At 43.9% G+C, this 14,296-nt stretch carries 24 protein-coding genes; 22 read left to right on the top strand and 2 right to left on the bottom strand.

The annotated features are described in order from the left end of the window. Positions 1–75: 75 nt before the first annotated feature. Both fusA and ACZ5O6_RS02285 read right to left on the bottom strand, forming a co-directional pair. The gene (fusA, locus tag ACZ5O6_RS02280; RefSeq protein WP_447092164.1) at positions 76–2,160 is read right to left on the bottom strand and encodes an elongation factor G; all 2,085 of its coding nucleotides are present in this window, start codon (positions 2,158–2,160) and stop codon (positions 76–78) included. A gap of 248 nt (positions 2,161–2,408) precedes the next feature. Beyond that, the gene (locus ACZ5O6_RS02285; protein ID WP_447092163.1) at positions 2,409–3,125 is read right to left on the bottom strand and encodes a glycosyltransferase family 25 protein; all 717 of its coding nucleotides are present in this window, start codon (positions 3,123–3,125) and stop codon (positions 2,409–2,411) included. Between the two features lie 334 nt (positions 3,126–3,459). On the opposite strand from ACZ5O6_RS02285, the gene rpsJ reads away from it, so the two are divergent. From rpsJ to secY, 22 genes are all read left to right on the top strand, one after another. After that, positions 3,460–3,771, top strand: a complete 312-nt coding sequence (gene rpsJ, locus ACZ5O6_RS02290) for a 30S ribosomal protein S10 (protein ID WP_009668524.1) — start codon at positions 3,460–3,462, stop codon at positions 3,769–3,771. 200 nt (positions 3,772–3,971) lie between these two features. Next, positions 3,972–4,610, top strand: a complete 639-nt coding sequence (gene rplC, locus ACZ5O6_RS02295) for a 50S ribosomal protein L3 (protein WP_447092162.1) — start codon at positions 3,972–3,974, stop codon at positions 4,608–4,610. Positions 4,611–4,621: 11 nt separating this feature from the next. After that, complete coding sequence (rplD, locus tag ACZ5O6_RS02300; protein ID WP_447092171.1) at positions 4,622–5,236, top strand: 50S ribosomal protein L4; 615 nt, start codon at positions 4,622–4,624, stop codon at positions 5,234–5,236. Continuing rightward, positions 5,233–5,538: a 50S ribosomal protein L23 gene (rplW, locus tag ACZ5O6_RS02305; protein WP_447092161.1), complete on the top strand. Its 306-nt coding sequence runs from the start codon at positions 5,233–5,235 to the stop codon at positions 5,536–5,538. The genes rplD and rplW overlap by 4 nt, the downstream gene beginning before the upstream one ends. Positions 5,539–5,549: 11 nt before the next feature. Next, a complete protein-coding gene (gene rplB / locus ACZ5O6_RS02310) occupies positions 5,550–6,377 on the top strand; it encodes a 50S ribosomal protein L2 (RefSeq protein ID WP_447092160.1) in 828 nt (275 codons plus the stop codon). A 41-nt stretch (positions 6,378–6,418) separates the two neighbouring features. Then, positions 6,419–6,694 (top strand): 30S ribosomal protein S19, encoded by a 276-nt coding sequence (gene rpsS / locus ACZ5O6_RS02315; protein WP_447092159.1) that lies wholly within the window; start codon positions 6,419–6,421, stop codon positions 6,692–6,694. 10 nt (positions 6,695–6,704) lie between these two features. Continuing rightward, on the top strand, positions 6,705–7,034 hold the full coding sequence (gene rplV / locus ACZ5O6_RS02320; protein WP_447092170.1) for a 50S ribosomal protein L22: 330 nt from the start codon (positions 6,705–6,707) through the stop codon (positions 7,032–7,034). Positions 7,035–7,062: 28 nt separating this feature from the next. Further along, positions 7,063–7,749, top strand: a complete 687-nt coding sequence (gene rpsC / locus ACZ5O6_RS02325) for a 30S ribosomal protein S3 (protein ID WP_447092158.1) — start codon at positions 7,063–7,065, stop codon at positions 7,747–7,749. 18 nt (positions 7,750–7,767) lie between these two features. Next, complete coding sequence (gene rplP / locus ACZ5O6_RS02330) at positions 7,768–8,181, top strand: 50S ribosomal protein L16 (RefSeq protein WP_447092157.1); 414 nt, start codon at positions 7,768–7,770, stop codon at positions 8,179–8,181. Continuing rightward, positions 8,181–8,372: a 50S ribosomal protein L29 gene (rpmC, locus tag ACZ5O6_RS02335; protein ID WP_447092156.1), complete on the top strand. Its 192-nt coding sequence runs from the start codon at positions 8,181–8,183 to the stop codon at positions 8,370–8,372. The genes rplP and rpmC overlap by 1 nt, the downstream gene beginning before the upstream one ends. Before the next feature lie 3 nt (positions 8,373–8,375). Further along, positions 8,376–8,654: a 30S ribosomal protein S17 gene (gene rpsQ / locus ACZ5O6_RS02340; protein ID WP_447092155.1), complete on the top strand. Its 279-nt coding sequence runs from the start codon at positions 8,376–8,378 to the stop codon at positions 8,652–8,654. 55 nt (positions 8,655–8,709) lie between these two features. Next, entirely contained in the window at positions 8,710–9,078 is a 369-nt protein-coding gene (rplN, locus tag ACZ5O6_RS02345) for a 50S ribosomal protein L14 (RefSeq protein WP_447092154.1), read from the top strand. Between the two features lie 35 nt (positions 9,079–9,113). Then, a complete protein-coding gene (rplX, locus tag ACZ5O6_RS02350; RefSeq protein WP_447092153.1) occupies positions 9,114–9,431 on the top strand; it encodes a 50S ribosomal protein L24 in 318 nt (105 codons plus the stop codon). Positions 9,432–9,476: 45 nt separating this feature from the next. Further along, a complete protein-coding gene (rplE, locus tag ACZ5O6_RS02355; protein ID WP_447092152.1) occupies positions 9,477–10,016 on the top strand; it encodes a 50S ribosomal protein L5 in 540 nt (179 codons plus the stop codon). Between the two features lie 20 nt (positions 10,017–10,036). After that, a complete protein-coding gene (gene rpsN / locus ACZ5O6_RS02360; RefSeq protein ID WP_447092151.1) occupies positions 10,037–10,342 on the top strand; it encodes a 30S ribosomal protein S14 in 306 nt (101 codons plus the stop codon). A gap of 14 nt (positions 10,343–10,356) precedes the next feature. After that, on the top strand, positions 10,357–10,749 hold the full coding sequence (gene rpsH, locus ACZ5O6_RS02365; protein ID WP_447092150.1) for a 30S ribosomal protein S8: 393 nt from the start codon (positions 10,357–10,359) through the stop codon (positions 10,747–10,749). Positions 10,750–10,789: 40 nt separating this feature from the next. Further along, the gene (gene rplF / locus ACZ5O6_RS02370) at positions 10,790–11,323 is read left to right on the top strand and encodes a 50S ribosomal protein L6 (RefSeq protein WP_447092149.1); all 534 of its coding nucleotides are present in this window, start codon (positions 10,790–10,792) and stop codon (positions 11,321–11,323) included. Between the two features lie 61 nt (positions 11,324–11,384). Continuing rightward, a complete protein-coding gene (gene rplR, locus ACZ5O6_RS02375; protein WP_447092148.1) occupies positions 11,385–11,735 on the top strand; it encodes a 50S ribosomal protein L18 in 351 nt (116 codons plus the stop codon). Positions 11,736–11,745: 10 nt separating this feature from the next. Next, complete coding sequence (gene rpsE / locus ACZ5O6_RS02380) at positions 11,746–12,255, top strand: 30S ribosomal protein S5 (protein WP_009668425.1); 510 nt, start codon at positions 11,746–11,748, stop codon at positions 12,253–12,255. Between the two features lie 61 nt (positions 12,256–12,316). Next, positions 12,317–12,502, top strand: a complete 186-nt coding sequence (gene rpmD / locus ACZ5O6_RS02385; protein ID WP_009668414.1) for a 50S ribosomal protein L30 — start codon at positions 12,317–12,319, stop codon at positions 12,500–12,502. Between the two features lies 1 nt (position 12,503). Then, positions 12,504–12,938 carry a 50S ribosomal protein L15 gene (rplO, locus tag ACZ5O6_RS02390; protein ID WP_447092147.1) on the top strand — a complete coding sequence of 145 codons (435 nt, stop codon included), beginning with the start codon at positions 12,504–12,506 and terminating at the stop codon, positions 12,936–12,938. 4 nt (positions 12,939–12,942) lie between these two features. Further along, on the top strand, positions 12,943–14,271 hold the full coding sequence (gene secY, locus ACZ5O6_RS02395) for a preprotein translocase subunit SecY (protein ID WP_447092146.1): 1,329 nt from the start codon (positions 12,943–12,945) through the stop codon (positions 14,269–14,271). Positions 14,272–14,296: the final 25 nt, after the last annotated feature.

The raw sequence follows: 14,296 nt of genomic DNA on the forward strand, positions 1-14,296 counted from the left end.
TGGCTGATAGTAAAAAGCCCCTGACGAGCTTTACTCATCAGAGGCTTTTTTAGCAATCGTCACAAAAAAGTGAAATTATTTCTCTTCTTTACGCGCCTTCACTTCTGCGATCACTTCCTCTGCCACTTGGTTCGGGCAAGGTAGGTAGTGTGAGAATTCCATAGAGAACTGGCCGCGACCAGAAGTAATCGTACGCAGGTGGCCAATGTAACCAAACATTTCTGATAGTGGTACATCTGCTTTAATGCGCACACCCGTAGTGCCTGGCTCTTGGTCTTTAATCATGCCGCGGCGACGGTTAAGGTCACCAATAACATCACCTACATGATCATCTGGCGTAAATACGTCAACGTGCATGATAGGTTCGATTAACTGAGGGCCAGCTTTTGGAATTGATTGACGGAACGCACCTTTAGCAGCGATTTCAAACGCAACGGCCGATGAATCGACGGCGTGAAAGCCACCATCATACAGTTCTACTTCTACATCGAGTACCGGGAAGCCTGCAAGTACACCTTCATTCATCATACCCTTAAAGCCCTTCTCAATAGCTGGGAAGAATTCTTTAGGTACGTTACCACCAACAACGGTAGAGGTGAATGCGAAGCCAGTGCCAGGCTCGCCAGGTTTGATGCGGTAGTCAATTTTACCAAACTGACCAGAACCACCCGATTGCTTCTTGTGTGTGTAACTATCTTCAATTTCTTGAGTAATAGTTTCGCGATAAGCTACCTGAGGTTTACCTACATCTAATTCTACACCGTAAGTACGTTTTAGAATGTCGACTTTAATATCTAGGTGTAATTCACCCATGCCTTTAAGGATGGTTTCACCTGAGTCTTCATCGGTCTCAACGCGGAAAGAAGGGTCTTCAGCAACCATCTTACCAATGGCAATACCCATTTTTTCAACGCCGCCTTTATCTTTAGGTGAAACGGCAATAGAGATTACTGGCTCAGGGAAAATCATAGGTTCTAATGTACAAGGGTTTTTTGTATCACATAGTGTGTGACCGGTTTGTACGTTTTTCATACCGACAACAGCGATAATGTCGCCCGCTTGCGCTGAGTCAATCTCGTTGCGCTCATCGGCGTGCATTTCTACCATGCGACCAATGCGCTCGGTTTTGCCAGTGTACGAATTCAATACAGTCATGCCTTTTTCCATTTTACCGGAGTAAATGCGGATAAAGGTCAATGCGCCAAAGCGGTCATCCATAATTTTAAAGGCAAGTGCGCGAAGCGGCTCATCCACAGAAACGGTAGCGACTTCCCCTGTATCGTTACCTTCTTCGTCTGTGAGTGGTTGTGGGTCAACTTCTGTTGGGCTAGGAAGATAGTCGACAACGGCATCAAGTATGAGTTGGATACCCTTGTTCTTAAATGCTGAACCACAGTATGTGGGGAAGAAATCTAGTGCAATGGTACCTTTGCGAATGCAGCGCTTGATGTCTTCTATAGAAGGTTCTTCGCCTTCCATGTAAGCCATCATTAAGTCGTCGTCTTGCTCTACAGCCAGCTCGATGAGTTGTTCACGATACTCAGCCGCTTTTTCGACTAAGTCTTCTGGAATATCTGTGATTTCATAATTTTCTGGTAAGCCAGTGTCATCCCAGATGTATGCTTTTTGGCTGAGTACATCGACTACACCAGTAAAGTCATCTTCAATACCAATAGGTAAAGTCATGATCATAGGTTTGGCACCTAGGACTTTCTTTGTTTGTTCGACAACACGATAGAAGTCAGCGCCCATGCGGTCTAACTTATTAACAAAAATGATGCGAGCGACTTCTGATTCGTTAGCATAGCGCCAGTTTGTTTCAGATTGAGGTTCAACGCCGCCAGAACCACAGAAAACACCGACGCCGCCGTCGAGTACTTTTAATGAGCGGTAAACTTCAACAGTAAAGTCAACGTGTCCAGGTGTGTCGATAATGTTTAAGCGATGATCTTTCCAAAAACAAGTTGTTGCTGCAGATTGAATAGTAATACCGCGCTCAGCCTCTTGTTCCATAAAGTCGGTTGTCGCTGCACCATCATGCACTTCACCTGTTTTATGGATTTTACCGGTGAGTTTAAGGATGCGCTCAGTTGAGGTCGTCTTTCCCGCGTCAACGTGGGCAAAGATACCGATATTTCTGTAGTTCGATAATTCAGTCATGAGAATTTACTCGTTGGTTCTTCTGGGTTGAAAATAATAAAAAGCGGAAGAATCCGCATTTGTCGTTAATTTGGTCAAAAATAGCGCGGCATTATATAGTAGTTGAGAGGATTTGTTGAGAAAAATATCGGTGCTAGTCCTTGCAGTACTAGTTTTAGTTCTGTTTCCGATTAGATGGCTATATAAAGAAGCTATATAGGAAGTTGCACGAGTGCTTTAAGTTGTGCTGTCCTCAAAAATAGCAGGTGCTACTGAGTTGCCCGAAGTATGGCTTGTTTGAGTTTTCGATAGTATTTGCTGGCGGGCTTGAGAAGTGGGTGTCTATCGATAATGGAGCTTTGGTGTATATCTGTCTTTGATGGTCGTTGGTAGCCAAGATTCTTAGAGTAGTAGTAGGCTTTTATGTCGCTGTTTTGAGAGAGGAATGTATTGAGTGCTCCATCGTAATGCATGGGGCCGCCTTTGGGATCACCTGCAGGACGTGTCAGCATTTGTCTCAAAAACTCGGCAAGTTTTTTGATAGCTCTACCGTTTACAGCATAGCAATGAGATAAAAGCATGGGTTCTGATACAGGCTTCCAATGCGGGGAGGTGGAAGAGCTTTTGAGTAGGTGTCCAAAGTACGCAATATCCCAATCGGTTTCTTTGAGTGCGTCGGTAGCTTTTTGGCCATGTTCGAGAATTTGATTGGAAAACTGTATGTCGTCCTCCAATAGAAAGAGGGTGTTGGCGTTTTCTTCTATGGCGGTTTCTAGGAGAGTGAGGTGGCTCATAAAGCAGCCTTTCGCACCTATGTTAGGAAAGCTGTCCGGAGTGTTGGGGGTGATGGCATTGAAAAACTGGACCTTGTCGGTGTTGACGGGGAGTTGGTAGCGTTGAAACTCCTCTTCGGTTTCTTGGCGCCGGTCTGTTCGAGACTTCATGTTTATAATTCGAGTTTGGTCAAAGTAGTCGATAAAGCTCATGTGTTTGCCTTGTTGTGAAGCGCTAAGATGATTGTTCGATCAAATGTACCAGTTTTCATTGGCTATTTGTAGTGAGCTTATTGCTTTGGGTTTTTGTGGGGTGTTCTTTTGGAGTGTGTGTAAGGATGGGTTGTTGCTTTTAATTGGGCGATGGCTGGCATTGCTGGGTTAAGTTTGGGAGTGGTTTCGGTATAAAAGTAATACTTAAAATTAATTTCAATTAGTGGTTGACGACCCTGTGGGTCATCCCTATAATTGCGCCTCCTTTTTACAGGGGCTGGCTGAAAAGCTGGTTGGCTGTAATCGTTCTTTAAGATTTTGGAGTTTAGTTGCAATGCAGAATCAGCGTATTCGTATTCGTTTAAAAGCATTCGATCACAAGTTGATTGATACGTCCACGCAGGAAATTGTCGAGACTGTACGTCGTACTGGCGCGCAGGTTAGAGGTCCGATTCCTTTGCCGACTCGCAAAGAGCGTTTTACTATATTGGTTTCTCCGCATGTTAATAAAGATGCGCGTGACCAATATGAAATTCGTACACACAAGCGCTTGTTGGATATCGTTGAGCCAACCGAGAAAACTGTTGATGCCCTTATGAAGCTAGATCTAGCGGCGGGTGTTGAAGTTCAGATTTCTTTAGGTTAGAGCTGAGCGGTTAGTAATTAAAAGTGAGGGCTTTTGCTCTTGCTTAAGAAGCAACTGAACACCAAGCATGATTCGCTTTCAATTGTTTTGTCAATGAGTGGGTCTTGTGTAACGCTCTGAAATGGGCGGCCATAGCGGGTCTCTTTGTCTAGTTTAGGCTGCAGAGAGTGAATAGCCCCGTACACTGAGAGGTTAGAAAAATGACGATAGGTCTCGTCGGTCGCAAAAGCGGCATGACTCGTGTATTCGCTGATGATGGCGCATCTATTCCGGTTACTGTAATCGAAGTGGAGCCAAATCGCATAACGCAAGTAAAAAATACAGAAACAGATGGCTATAGTGCTGTGCAGGTAACTGTCGGTTCTCGTCGTGCATCGCGTGTTTCTAAATCTGCTGCAGGGCATTTTGCAAAAGCTAACACCGAGGCGGGTCGTGGTGTTTGGGAATTGCGTAATGATGCGGAAGAGTCTTTTGAGGTTGGTGGAGAAATCACCGTTGCTGCGTTTGAAGCGGGTCAAAAGGTTGATGTCACTGGTACTTCTAAGGGTAAAGGTTTTGCGGGCGGCGTAAAGCGTTGGAACTTTAAGATGCAAGATGCGACGCATGGTAACTCCTTGTCTCACCGTGCGCCGGGTTCTATTGGTCAATGTCAAACCCCGGGTCGCGTTTTCAAAAACAAGAAAATGGCGGGTCACATGGGTGCCGAACAGGTAACCGTTCAAACGCTGGAAGTTGTTCGTGTAGATGCAGAAAGAAACTTGCTCCTAGTTAAGGGTGCGGTTCCTGGTGCTCCTGGCGGCGATGTTGTTGTTCGTCCAGCCGTTAAAGTTAAGGCCTAAGGGGATAGATGATGGAATTAAGTATTTCAACACCCAAAGGCGCTAAAGGTACTGTAGAAGTATCTGAGCTGACTTTTGGAAAAGAATTTAATCAAGATTTAGTGCATCAGGCAGTGGTTGCTTATCAAGCAGCTTCGCGTCAAGGTAGTAAGGCGCAGAAAAATCGTTCGGCGGTTTCTGGTGGTGGCGCTAAGCCTTGGAAGCAAAAAGGTAGTGGTCGTGCTCGTGCGGGTACTTCTCGCGGCCCTATCTGGCGCAGTGGTGGTGTTACTTTTGCTGCTCAGCCACGTAGTTATGAGCAAAAAATTAATAAGAAAATGTACCGTGCAGCAATGCGCTGTATTTTGTCTGAGCTGGCTCGTCAAGATCGTTTGATGGTTGTTGAGTCGATTGCATTGGATGCGCCGAAGACAAAAGGTCTGGTGAGCTATCTTGCGCAATTTGATGTCTCGGAGGCCTTGATTGTCACCGAAGATATTAATGCAAATTTATATTTGGCATCACGTAACTTGCATAAAGTTGATGTGATCGACGCGCAAGCGGTTAATCCGTTAAGCTTGGTCGGTTTTGATCGAGTGATTATGACTGTTGATGCAATCAAGAAAGTTGAGGGGGCATTAGTATGAGTCAATCACAAGAAGAGCGCCTTTATAAAGTTTTGTTAGCGCCTGTTGTTTCTGAGAAAGCGGCGGCGGCATCTGAGCTTGCAAATCAAGTCGTTTTTAAGGTTTTGGTTACAGCAACTAAAGCAGAAGTTAAGGCGGCAATTGAGAAGTTGTTTGATGTTAGCGTTGTTGAAGTGAAAACGCTTAAAGTGAAAGGTAAAACCAAGCGTACTCGTCATGGCTTAGGTCAGCGTAGCGATTGGAAAAAAGCCTATGTTCGTTTGGCCGAAGGTCAAGATATTGACTTCGCGACAGCAGAGTAAGGGGTTAGAAAATGGCAGTTGTAAAACGTAAACCAACGTCCGCCGGTCGCCGCTTTGTTGTTAGTGTCGTCACGCCGGACCTACATAAGGGTGCACCTTATGCGCCTTTATTAGAGAAAAAATCGAAAAGTGGTGGCCGTAATAATAATGGCCGTATCACTACTCGTCATATTGGTGGTGGTCACAAGCAGCACTATCGTTTGATTGATTTTAAACGCACGAAAGATGGGATTCCGGCAACGGTTGAGCGTCTTGAATATGATCCGAATCGTACGGCTCATATTGCATTGTTGTGCTATGCAGACGGTGAGCGTCGCTATGTTATTGCGCCAAAAGGCATTGCTGCAGGCGATAAGGTTGAGTCAGGTGAAGCGGCGGCTATCAAGCTGGGTAACACCTTGCCGATTAGAAATATTCCAGTCGGTAGTACCATTCACTGCGTTGAGTTGAAGCCAGGTAAAGGCGCTCAGATCGCACGCTCTGCCGGAACATCTGTTCAGTTGGTGGCTCGTGAGGGTGCATATGCAACACTTCGTTTGCGTAGTGGTGAAATGCGCAAAGTGCTGTCTGATTGTCGAGCAACTATCGGTGAAGTTTCTAATAGTGAGCACAGCTTGCGCTCACTGGGTAAGGCTGGTGCATCTCGCTGGCGTGGTGTTCGTCCTACCGTCCGCGGTGTAGCGATGAACCCAGTTGATCACCCGCATGGTGGTGGTGAAGGTCGTACATCGGGTGGTCGTCATCCGGTAAGTCCATGGGGTACGCCAACTAAGGGTTACAAAACTCGTAGTAATAAGCGTACAGATAAAATGATTGTTCGTCGTCGTGGTAAGAAGTAATAACCGCGTCGTTTTGTAGAGCTGATTAAGAGGAAAGAACAGTGCCACGTTCACTGAAAAAAGGTCCTTTCATCGATCTTCATTTGTTGAAGAAAGTAGAAACAGCGGCTGAAAAAAATGACCGTCGTCCGATCAAAACTTGGTCGCGTCGTTCAATGATTTTACCCAACATGGTTGGTTTAACAATTGCCGTTCATAATGGTCGTCAGCATGTGCCTGTCGTTGTTAATGAAGAGATGGTAGGTCATAAGTTGGGTGAGTTTGCGGTTACGCGAACTTATAAAGGCCACGTCGCTGATAAAAAAGCGAAGCGCTAAGGGGTTGATGATGGAAGTTGCAGCAAAGTTAAGCGGTGCGCGTTTATCAGCTCAAAAAGCTAGATTGGTTGCCGATCAAATTCGCGGTAAGCATGTAGAAGAAGCGCTAGACCTTTTGCACTTTAGCAAGAAGAAAGGTGCGGAAATCATTAAGAAGGTACTTGAAAGTGCAATTGCTAATGCAGAGCAAAATGAAGGTGCTGATGTTGATGAATTACGAGTGTCGACTATTTTTGTCGATGAAGGCATGACAATGAAGCGTATCCGTCCACGTGCAAAAGGTCGTGCGGATCGTATCTTAAAGCGCAGTTGTCATATTACAGTTAAAGTCGCCGACTGACTTACATAGAGAGTAGAGAGCGAACGTTATGGGTCAAAAAGTACATCCAACGGGTATTCGTTTAGGTATTGTTAAAAAGCATACTTCAACGTGGTACGCCAATAGTAACGAATATGCGGATAAGCTTCATGCCGATCTTAATGTTCGTGAGTACATCGAAGATAAGCTTGCTAGTGCTTCTGTTAGCCGCGTTGACATTGAGCGCCCAGCTAATACAGCTAAAGTAACAATTCACACGGCTCGTCCGGGTATTGTTATTGGTAAAAAAGGCGAAGACGTAGAAAAGCTACGTAACGAAGTGTCTAAGATTATGGGTGTGCCTGTCCACATCAATATTGAAGAAATTCGTAAGCCCGATCTCGATGCAAAGTTAGTTGCTGAAAGTGTTGCTAACCAGCTTGAGCGTCGCGTTATGTTTCGTCGCGCCATGAAGCGTGCAGTGCAAAATGCTATGCGTCAAGGAGCTGAAGGTATCAAGATTCAGGTCGGTGGTCGTCTTGGCGGCGCTGAGATCGCTCGTTCAGAGTGGTATCGCGAAGGTCGAGTGCCATTGCATACGCTACGTGCTGATATTGATTATTCAACAGCTGAAGCGTCAACAACTTATGGCATCATCGGTGTTAAAGTTTGGATATTCAAGGGTGAAGTTATTGGTGATGTAGTTGATGCAGAGCCAGCACCTAAAAAGAAAAACTCAAAAGCTAAACAAGGCTAATAGGGTAGGGTTACGCAAATGTTGCAACCAAAGCGTACTAAATTTCGCAAAATGATGAAAGGCCGCAATCGCGGTTTGGCACTAAGAGGCTCAAAAGTGAGCTTCGGTGAGTTTGGCTTGAAAGCAGTGGGTCGTGGTCGTATTACGGCTCGACAAATTGAAGCGGCTCGTCGTGCAATGACTCGTCACATTAAACGTGGCGGTAAAATCTGGATTCGTGTTTTTCCAGATAAGCCAATTACCAGTAAGCCTTTAGAAGTTCGTCAAGGTAAAGGTAAGGGTAATGTAGAATATTGGGTGGCTCAAATTCAGCCAGGTAAAGTGTTGTATGAAATGGACGGTGTTAGCGAAGAGCTGGCTCGTGAAGCATTTGCACTAGCCGCTGCGAAATTGCCAATTAAAACAAATTTTGTTAAACGTTCGGTGATGTAATGAAAGCAACAGAACTTCGTGAAAAAACAGTTGAAGAGCTTAACGCTGAATTACTCTCTACATTAGAAGAGCAATTTAAATTGCGTATGCAGGCATCATCAGGCCAGCAGGTACAAACGCACCTGTTTAAGCAAACTCGTCGTGACGCAGCTCGCATCAAGACGATCTTGAAAGAAAAGGCAGGTAAGTAATCCATGGCTCAGACAGAAAAACAACCAGCTAAAGAAGCTCGTACTTTAATGGGTAAAGTGGTTAGCGACAAAATGGATAAAACCATTACCGTTCTTATTGAGCGTCGTGTTAAGCACCCAATTTATGGCAAGTACATGAGCAAGTCATCGAAGCTGAAAGCGCATGATGAAGAAAACTCATGCAATATCGGTGATGTTGTGACTATTGCAGAGTCTCGCCCATTGTCTAAAAGCAAATCATGGGCATTAGTTAAAATAGAAGAGCGTGCTACGCAAATTTAATTTCACTGTTTGTGTGATTTTATTTACACAAAAGTAGAAATGTCGGAGACGAACAATGATTCAAACACAATCTTATTTAGACGTTGCAGATAATAGCGGTGCGCGTCGAGTTATGTGTATTAAAGTGCTTGGTGGCTCTCATCGCCGTTATGCTCGTGTTGGTGACATTATTAAAGTTACTGTGAAAGAAGCAATTCCTCGCGGTAAAGTTAAAAAAGGTCAAGTGATGAACGCTGTTGTCGTTCGTACTAAAAGTGGTGTTCGTCGAAATGATGGCTCGCTAATCAAGTTTGATGACAACGCAGCAGTTATTTTGAATGCACAAAATGCACCTATTGGTACACGTATTTTTGGGCCAGTAACCCGTGAGTTACGTGGTGAAAAATTCATGAAGATTATTTCTTTAGCGCCTGAAGTACTGTAGTACTAATTAGTCGATAAAGAGTAGAGGGCAGAGTAATGCGCAAAATTAAAAATGATGACGAAGTAATCGTTATTGCTGGCCGCGATAAAGGTAAGCGCGGCAAAGTTGTTAAAGTATTAAAAGATGATCGTTTGATCGTGTCTGGCATCCAAATGGTGAAAAAACACCAAAAGCCTAACCCGCAAGCCGGTGTTCAAGGTGGTATTGTTGAAATGGAAGCACCGATACAAATTTCAAACGTTGCGCTTTTTAACCCAGCAACAGAGAAAGCTGACAGAGTCGGTTTTAAAATTCTTGAAGATGGCAAAAAAGTGCGCGTTTTCAAATCTAATGGCGAATCAGTTGACGCTTAACGTCACCGCTGAGCCCACAAGACGTAATTGATACGGTAAATAAAAATGGCTAGTTTGAAAAAACTTTACACAGAAGACTTAGCGCCAAAGTTACAGCAAGAGCTTGGTCTGAAAAATGTAATGGAAATTCCACGCATTACCAAAATCACTCTTAATATGGGTGTTGGTGAAGCGATAGGTGATAAAAAAGTACTTGAGCACGCTGTAAAAGATTTGGAAAAAATATCCGGTCAAAAAGTTGTTGTTACAAAAGCGCGTAAATCTATCGCGGGTTTTAAAGTTCGTGAAGATTGGCCTGTTGGTTGTAAAGTGACGTTGCGTAAAGAGCGCATGTACGAATTTTTAGAGCGTTTAGTGGCTATTTCTATTCCTCGTATTCGCGATTTTCGCGGTATTAGCCCAAAGCAATTTGACGGCAAAGGTAATTTCTCTATGGGTGTTACTGAGCAAATTATTTTTCCAGAAATTGATTACGATAAAATCGATAAGCTGCGCGGCTTAGATATTTGTATTACAACAACTGCGCGTAACGACGAAGAAGGTCGTGCTTTATTGAAAGCGTTCAACTTTCCCTTTAAAGGATAGAGAAACAGGTAACCTGAGTTATGGCAAAGAAATCAATGATCGCTCGTGAAGCAAAGCGTGCTGCCACCGTAGCAAAATTTGCAGAAAAGCGTAAAGCATTAAAAGCAGTTATCGTAAACCCTAATGCATCAGAAGATGAAGTATGGGATGCGCAGCAGCAACTTCAGAAGTTACCTCGCGATGCGAGTCCTTCACGTCAACAACGCCGTTGTCGTTTAACTGGCCGACCACACGGTGTTTACCGTAAGTTTGGTTTGTGCCGTAATAAATTACGCGAAGCCGCAATGCGTGGTGACGTACCAGGCTTAGTCAAAGCTAGCTGGTAATTGGAGTAGATAGTATGAGTATGCAAGACCCATTAGCGGATATGTTAACCCGCATTCGCAACGCACAAATGGTTGGCAAAACTGAAGTATCAATGCCTTCATCAAAGCTAAAAGTTAGTGTTGCTAAAGTGTTAGAAGAAGAAGGTTATGTTGGTGCGCAAACGGTATCAGGCGATGCTAAGCCACAGCTAACCATCGCGCTTAAGTATTACGAAGGTAAGCCAGTAATTGCAGAGCTTGCACGCGTAAGTCGCCCAAGTTTGCGTAGCTATAACGGTAAAGATGATCTGCCATCAGTACGTGCAGGTTTAGGTATTGCTGTAATCTCTACCAGTAAAGGTGTTATGACTGATAGAGCGGCTCGCGAAGCGGGAATCGGCGGCGAAGTACTTTGCACCGTATTCTAACGATTATTTTAAATTAACTCTTCTATATTAGAGAAAGATTATGTCACGTATTGCAAACAGTCCTGTTGAAATACCTGCTGGTGTTGAAGTGAAGCTTGATGGTCAAGACATCAGCGTTAAAGGCGCAAAAGGTTCAATGGCATTAGTTATCAACAATAATGTTGAAGTTAAACAAGAAGAAAATACACTGAACTTTTCTGCCAAAGGTAAAGGAAAATCATCAGTTGCATTAGCGGGTACTACACGCGCACTTGTTAACAACATGGTTTTTGGTGTTAGCAGTGGTTTTGAGAAAAAGTTAGTTCTTAATGGTGTTGGTTACCGTACTAAAGTAGCCGGTAAAACATTAAATTTGGTTTTGGGTTTTTCTCATGATGTTAATTATGAGCTACCTGAAGGCGTAACTGCTGAAACGCCAACTCAGACAGAAATTGTACTTAAAAGTGCTAATAAGCAGTTGTTAGGTCAAGTTGCTTCAGAAATTAGAGCTTTCCGTCCCCCAGAGCCTTATAAAGGTAAAGGTGTTCGTTACGCTGATGAGTATGTTCGTCGTAAAGAAGCGAAGAAAAAATAAATAGTGCATTGTAACAATCGCTAGTCGCAAGAAAAATTGCTAGGAATTACAGGTTAACCCTATGAATAGTAAAAAACAGTCTCGTATACGCCGCGCACGTCGCGCTCGAGCCAAAATTCGTGAGTTAAGAATTGATCGTTTGTGTATTAATCGTACCCCTCGTCATATTTATGCTCAGGTCATTGCCGCTGATGGTGGTAACGTGATTGCTAGTGCTTCAACACTAGATAAGAACCTACGTACAGGAGCAACAGGTAATGCTGATGCTGCTAAAGCAGTAGGTGAGTTAATTGCTGAGCGTGCAAAAGCGGCAGGTGTTACCAAAGTTGCTTTCGATCGTAGCGGTTTTAAATACCATGGTCGCGTAAAGTCACTAGCTGACGCTGCGCGTGCAGGCGGATTAGAATTTTAAAGGTTAAATCATGGCTCAATTTAAGAAAGACGATGCTAATAGCGAAGGCCTAGAAGAGAAGTTAGTTCAGGTCAATCGTGTTGCTAAAACAGTTAAAGGTGGTCGTATTTTCGGCTTTACAGCACTTACAGTAGTAGGTGATGGTAATGGTCGAGTTGGTTTTGGTCGCGGTAAAGCACGTGAAGTGCCAGCAGCGATTCAAAAAGCAATGGAAGCAGCTCGTCGTAATATGATTCAGGTTGAACTGAATGGTGATACGCTTCAATATGCAACTAAAGGTCGTCATGGTGCTTCTAAGGTATACATGCAGCCCGCTTCTCAGGGTACGGGTGTTATTGCAGGTGGTGCAATGCGTGCAGTATTAGAGATTGCAGGCGTTCAAAACGTATTGGCTAAATGTTATGGTTCGACAAATCCAGTTAACGTTGTTCGTGCTACGTTCAATGCGCTTGATGCGATGAAATCACCTGAGCAAGTTGCTGCTAAGCGTGGAAAATCAGTAGAAGACATCCTGAACTAATTTCAGATTGAATATACGAGCTGTTTTAGGCAGTTCGTAACGTAATAGGTCGAGACTCATCATGGCTAAGAAAACAATTAAAGTCACCCAGCTTAAAAGTAATGCTAAGCGTTTGCCAAATCACAAGGCATGTCTAGCAGGTCTAGGGTTACGTCGTATAAACCACACCGTTGAAGTAGAAGATACTCCATCTGTTCGTGGAATGATTAATAAAGTTCATTATCTAGTTAAAGTTGAGGGTGAGTGATATGCGTTTAAATACATTGGCTCCAGCACCAGGTAGCAGAACAAGCAAAAAACGTGTGGGTCGTGGCATCGGTAGTGGTTTAGGTAAAACTGCTGGTCGTGGTCATAAAGGTCAAAAGTCTCGCTCAGGCGGTTCAGTTCGTCCAGGCTTTGAAGGCGGGCAAATGCCTTTACAGAAGCGTTTACCAAAGTTTGGTTTTACCTCACGCATCGGCATGGTTAGTGCTGAAATTCGTTTGGCAGAGTTAAACAAAGTTGACGGTGATGTAGTTGATTTACAGGCTCTCCGTGCTGCGGGTCTTATCAATGCAAATATCAAGCGTGCAAAAGTATTTTTATCTGGTGAGCTTAGTAAAGCGCTAACGATTAAAGGCTTAGCTGTCACTAAAGGCGCTCAAGCAGCAATCGAAGCCGCTGGTGGCAAAGTAGAAGAGTAATCTTATGACGACGCCAGGTGGTTTGTTGGGTAATCAAAAAGGTTTAGGCGAGCTATGGGCTCGCCTTCGTTTTCTTTTCTTAGCGATAATTGTATACCGTATAGGTACGCATATTCCTGTACCGGGTATCGATCCAGATCAAATCGCATTACTATTTGAACAAAATGAAGGGACTATTATCGGTCTCTTTAATATGTTCTCTGGCGGTGCTTTAGAGCGCATGAGTATTCTTGCTTTAGGGATTATGCCTTACATTTCTGCCTCTATTATTATGCAGTTGATGACAGCGGTAACGCCCTCTTTAGAGCAGCTTAAGAAAGAAGGTGATGCTGGTCGTCGAAAAATTAGTCAATATACTCGTTACTTAACTATCCTTCTTGCTTTAGTGCAAGGTACAGCAATGTCGGTAGGTCTTGCCTCACAAGGTTTGGTTTATCAAGGTGAAAACCTAATGTTCTTTTATATTATTGCGATTACGTCATTAGTGACTGGCGCAGTATTTATGATGTGGTTAGGTGAGCAAGTGACCGAAAAAGGTATTGGTAATGGTATATCGATGCTTATCTTTGCCGGTATTGTGGCAGGTCTTCCGAGTGCGGTAGGTCAGGCATTTGAAAGTTCTCAGCAGGGTGACCTGAATATATTATTATTGCTAGGTATTCTATTTATATTGCTTGCAGTTGTGTGGTTCGTTGTTCGCGTTGAGCGTGGTCAGCGTCGCATTACCGTTAATTATGCGAAGCGTCAGCAGGGTAAGAAAGTTTATGCCGCCCAAAGCTCCCATTTGCCACTCAAGGTAAATATGGCGGGTGTTATCCCGGCTATTTTTGCGAGCTCGCTTTTACTCTTCCCGCAATCAATTGCATCATGGTTAGGTAATGGTGAAGGTGGTGGTAGTGAGTTCCTACAAGAGTTTGCGCTCGCGTTAGGCCCAGGTCAGCCACTAAACTTTATTATTTTTGCGGCACTTATTATCTTTTTCTGTTTCTTCTATACCGCGTTGATGTATAACCCGAATGAAGTGGCAGATAACTTGAAAAAGTCAGGTGCTTACATCCCCGGTATACGCCCGGGTGAGCAATCTGCAAAGTACATTGATAGTGTGTTAACACGCTTAACGGTTGTTGGCTCATTGTATATGGCAGCGGTATGTTTAATGCCTCAGTTCTTGATTGTGGCGACAAGTATTCCGTTTTATTTAGGTGGTACCTCATTGTTGATCGTTGTTGTTGTCTTGATGGACTTTATGTCGCAAGTGCAGTCGCACTTAATGTCGAGCCAATATGAATCACTAATGAAAAAGTCTAACTTAAAAGGCTATGGTGGCGTATAATCGCCGCCGCTGCTATTTGATTGAA

This window comes from Eionea flava (assembly GCF_055393785.1).

Coding starts and splice junctions, on each gene's coding strand:
- rpsC (WP_447092158.1), top strand. CDS start 7,063: ATGGGTCAAAAAGTACATCCAACGGGTATTCGTTTAGGTATTGTTAAA.
- rplC (WP_447092162.1), top strand. CDS start 3,972: ATGACGATAGGTCTCGTCGGTCGCAAAAGCGGCATGACTCGTGTATTC.
- rplO (WP_447092147.1), top strand. CDS start 12,504: ATGCGTTTAAATACATTGGCTCCAGCACCAGGTAGCAGAACAAGCAAA.
- rplX (WP_447092153.1), top strand. CDS start 9,114: ATGCGCAAAATTAAAAATGATGACGAAGTAATCGTTATTGCTGGCCGC.
- rplE (WP_447092152.1), top strand. CDS start 9,477: ATGGCTAGTTTGAAAAAACTTTACACAGAAGACTTAGCGCCAAAGTTA.
- rpsH (WP_447092150.1), top strand. CDS start 10,357: ATGAGTATGCAAGACCCATTAGCGGATATGTTAACCCGCATTCGCAAC.
- rplN (WP_447092154.1), top strand. CDS start 8,710: ATGATTCAAACACAATCTTATTTAGACGTTGCAGATAATAGCGGTGCG.
- rplF (WP_447092149.1), top strand. CDS start 10,790: ATGTCACGTATTGCAAACAGTCCTGTTGAAATACCTGCTGGTGTTGAA.
- rpmD (WP_009668414.1), top strand. CDS start 12,317: ATGGCTAAGAAAACAATTAAAGTCACCCAGCTTAAAAGTAATGCTAAG.
- rplB (WP_447092160.1), top strand. CDS start 5,550: ATGGCAGTTGTAAAACGTAAACCAACGTCCGCCGGTCGCCGCTTTGTT.
- rpsN (WP_447092151.1), top strand. CDS start 10,037: ATGGCAAAGAAATCAATGATCGCTCGTGAAGCAAAGCGTGCTGCCACC.
- fusA (WP_447092164.1), bottom strand. CDS start 2,160: ATGACTGAATTATCGAACTACAGAAATATCGGTATCTTTGCCCACGTT.
- rplW (WP_447092161.1), top strand. CDS start 5,233: ATGAGTCAATCACAAGAAGAGCGCCTTTATAAAGTTTTGTTAGCGCCT.
- rpsJ (WP_009668524.1), top strand. CDS start 3,460: ATGCAGAATCAGCGTATTCGTATTCGTTTAAAAGCATTCGATCACAAG.
- rplR (WP_447092148.1), top strand. CDS start 11,385: ATGAATAGTAAAAAACAGTCTCGTATACGCCGCGCACGTCGCGCTCGA.
- rpmC (WP_447092156.1), top strand. CDS start 8,181: ATGAAAGCAACAGAACTTCGTGAAAAAACAGTTGAAGAGCTTAACGCT.
- secY (WP_447092146.1), top strand. CDS start 12,943: ATGACGACGCCAGGTGGTTTGTTGGGTAATCAAAAAGGTTTAGGCGAG.
- rplV (WP_447092170.1), top strand. CDS start 6,705: ATGGAAGTTGCAGCAAAGTTAAGCGGTGCGCGTTTATCAGCTCAAAAA.
- rplD (WP_447092171.1), top strand. CDS start 4,622: ATGGAATTAAGTATTTCAACACCCAAAGGCGCTAAAGGTACTGTAGAA.
- rplP (WP_447092157.1), top strand. CDS start 7,768: ATGTTGCAACCAAAGCGTACTAAATTTCGCAAAATGATGAAAGGCCGC.
- ACZ5O6_RS02285 (WP_447092163.1), bottom strand. CDS start 3,125: ATGAGCTTTATCGACTACTTTGACCAAACTCGAATTATAAACATGAAG.
- rpsQ (WP_447092155.1), top strand. CDS start 8,376: ATGGCTCAGACAGAAAAACAACCAGCTAAAGAAGCTCGTACTTTAATG.
- rpsE (WP_009668425.1), top strand. CDS start 11,746: ATGGCTCAATTTAAGAAAGACGATGCTAATAGCGAAGGCCTAGAAGAG.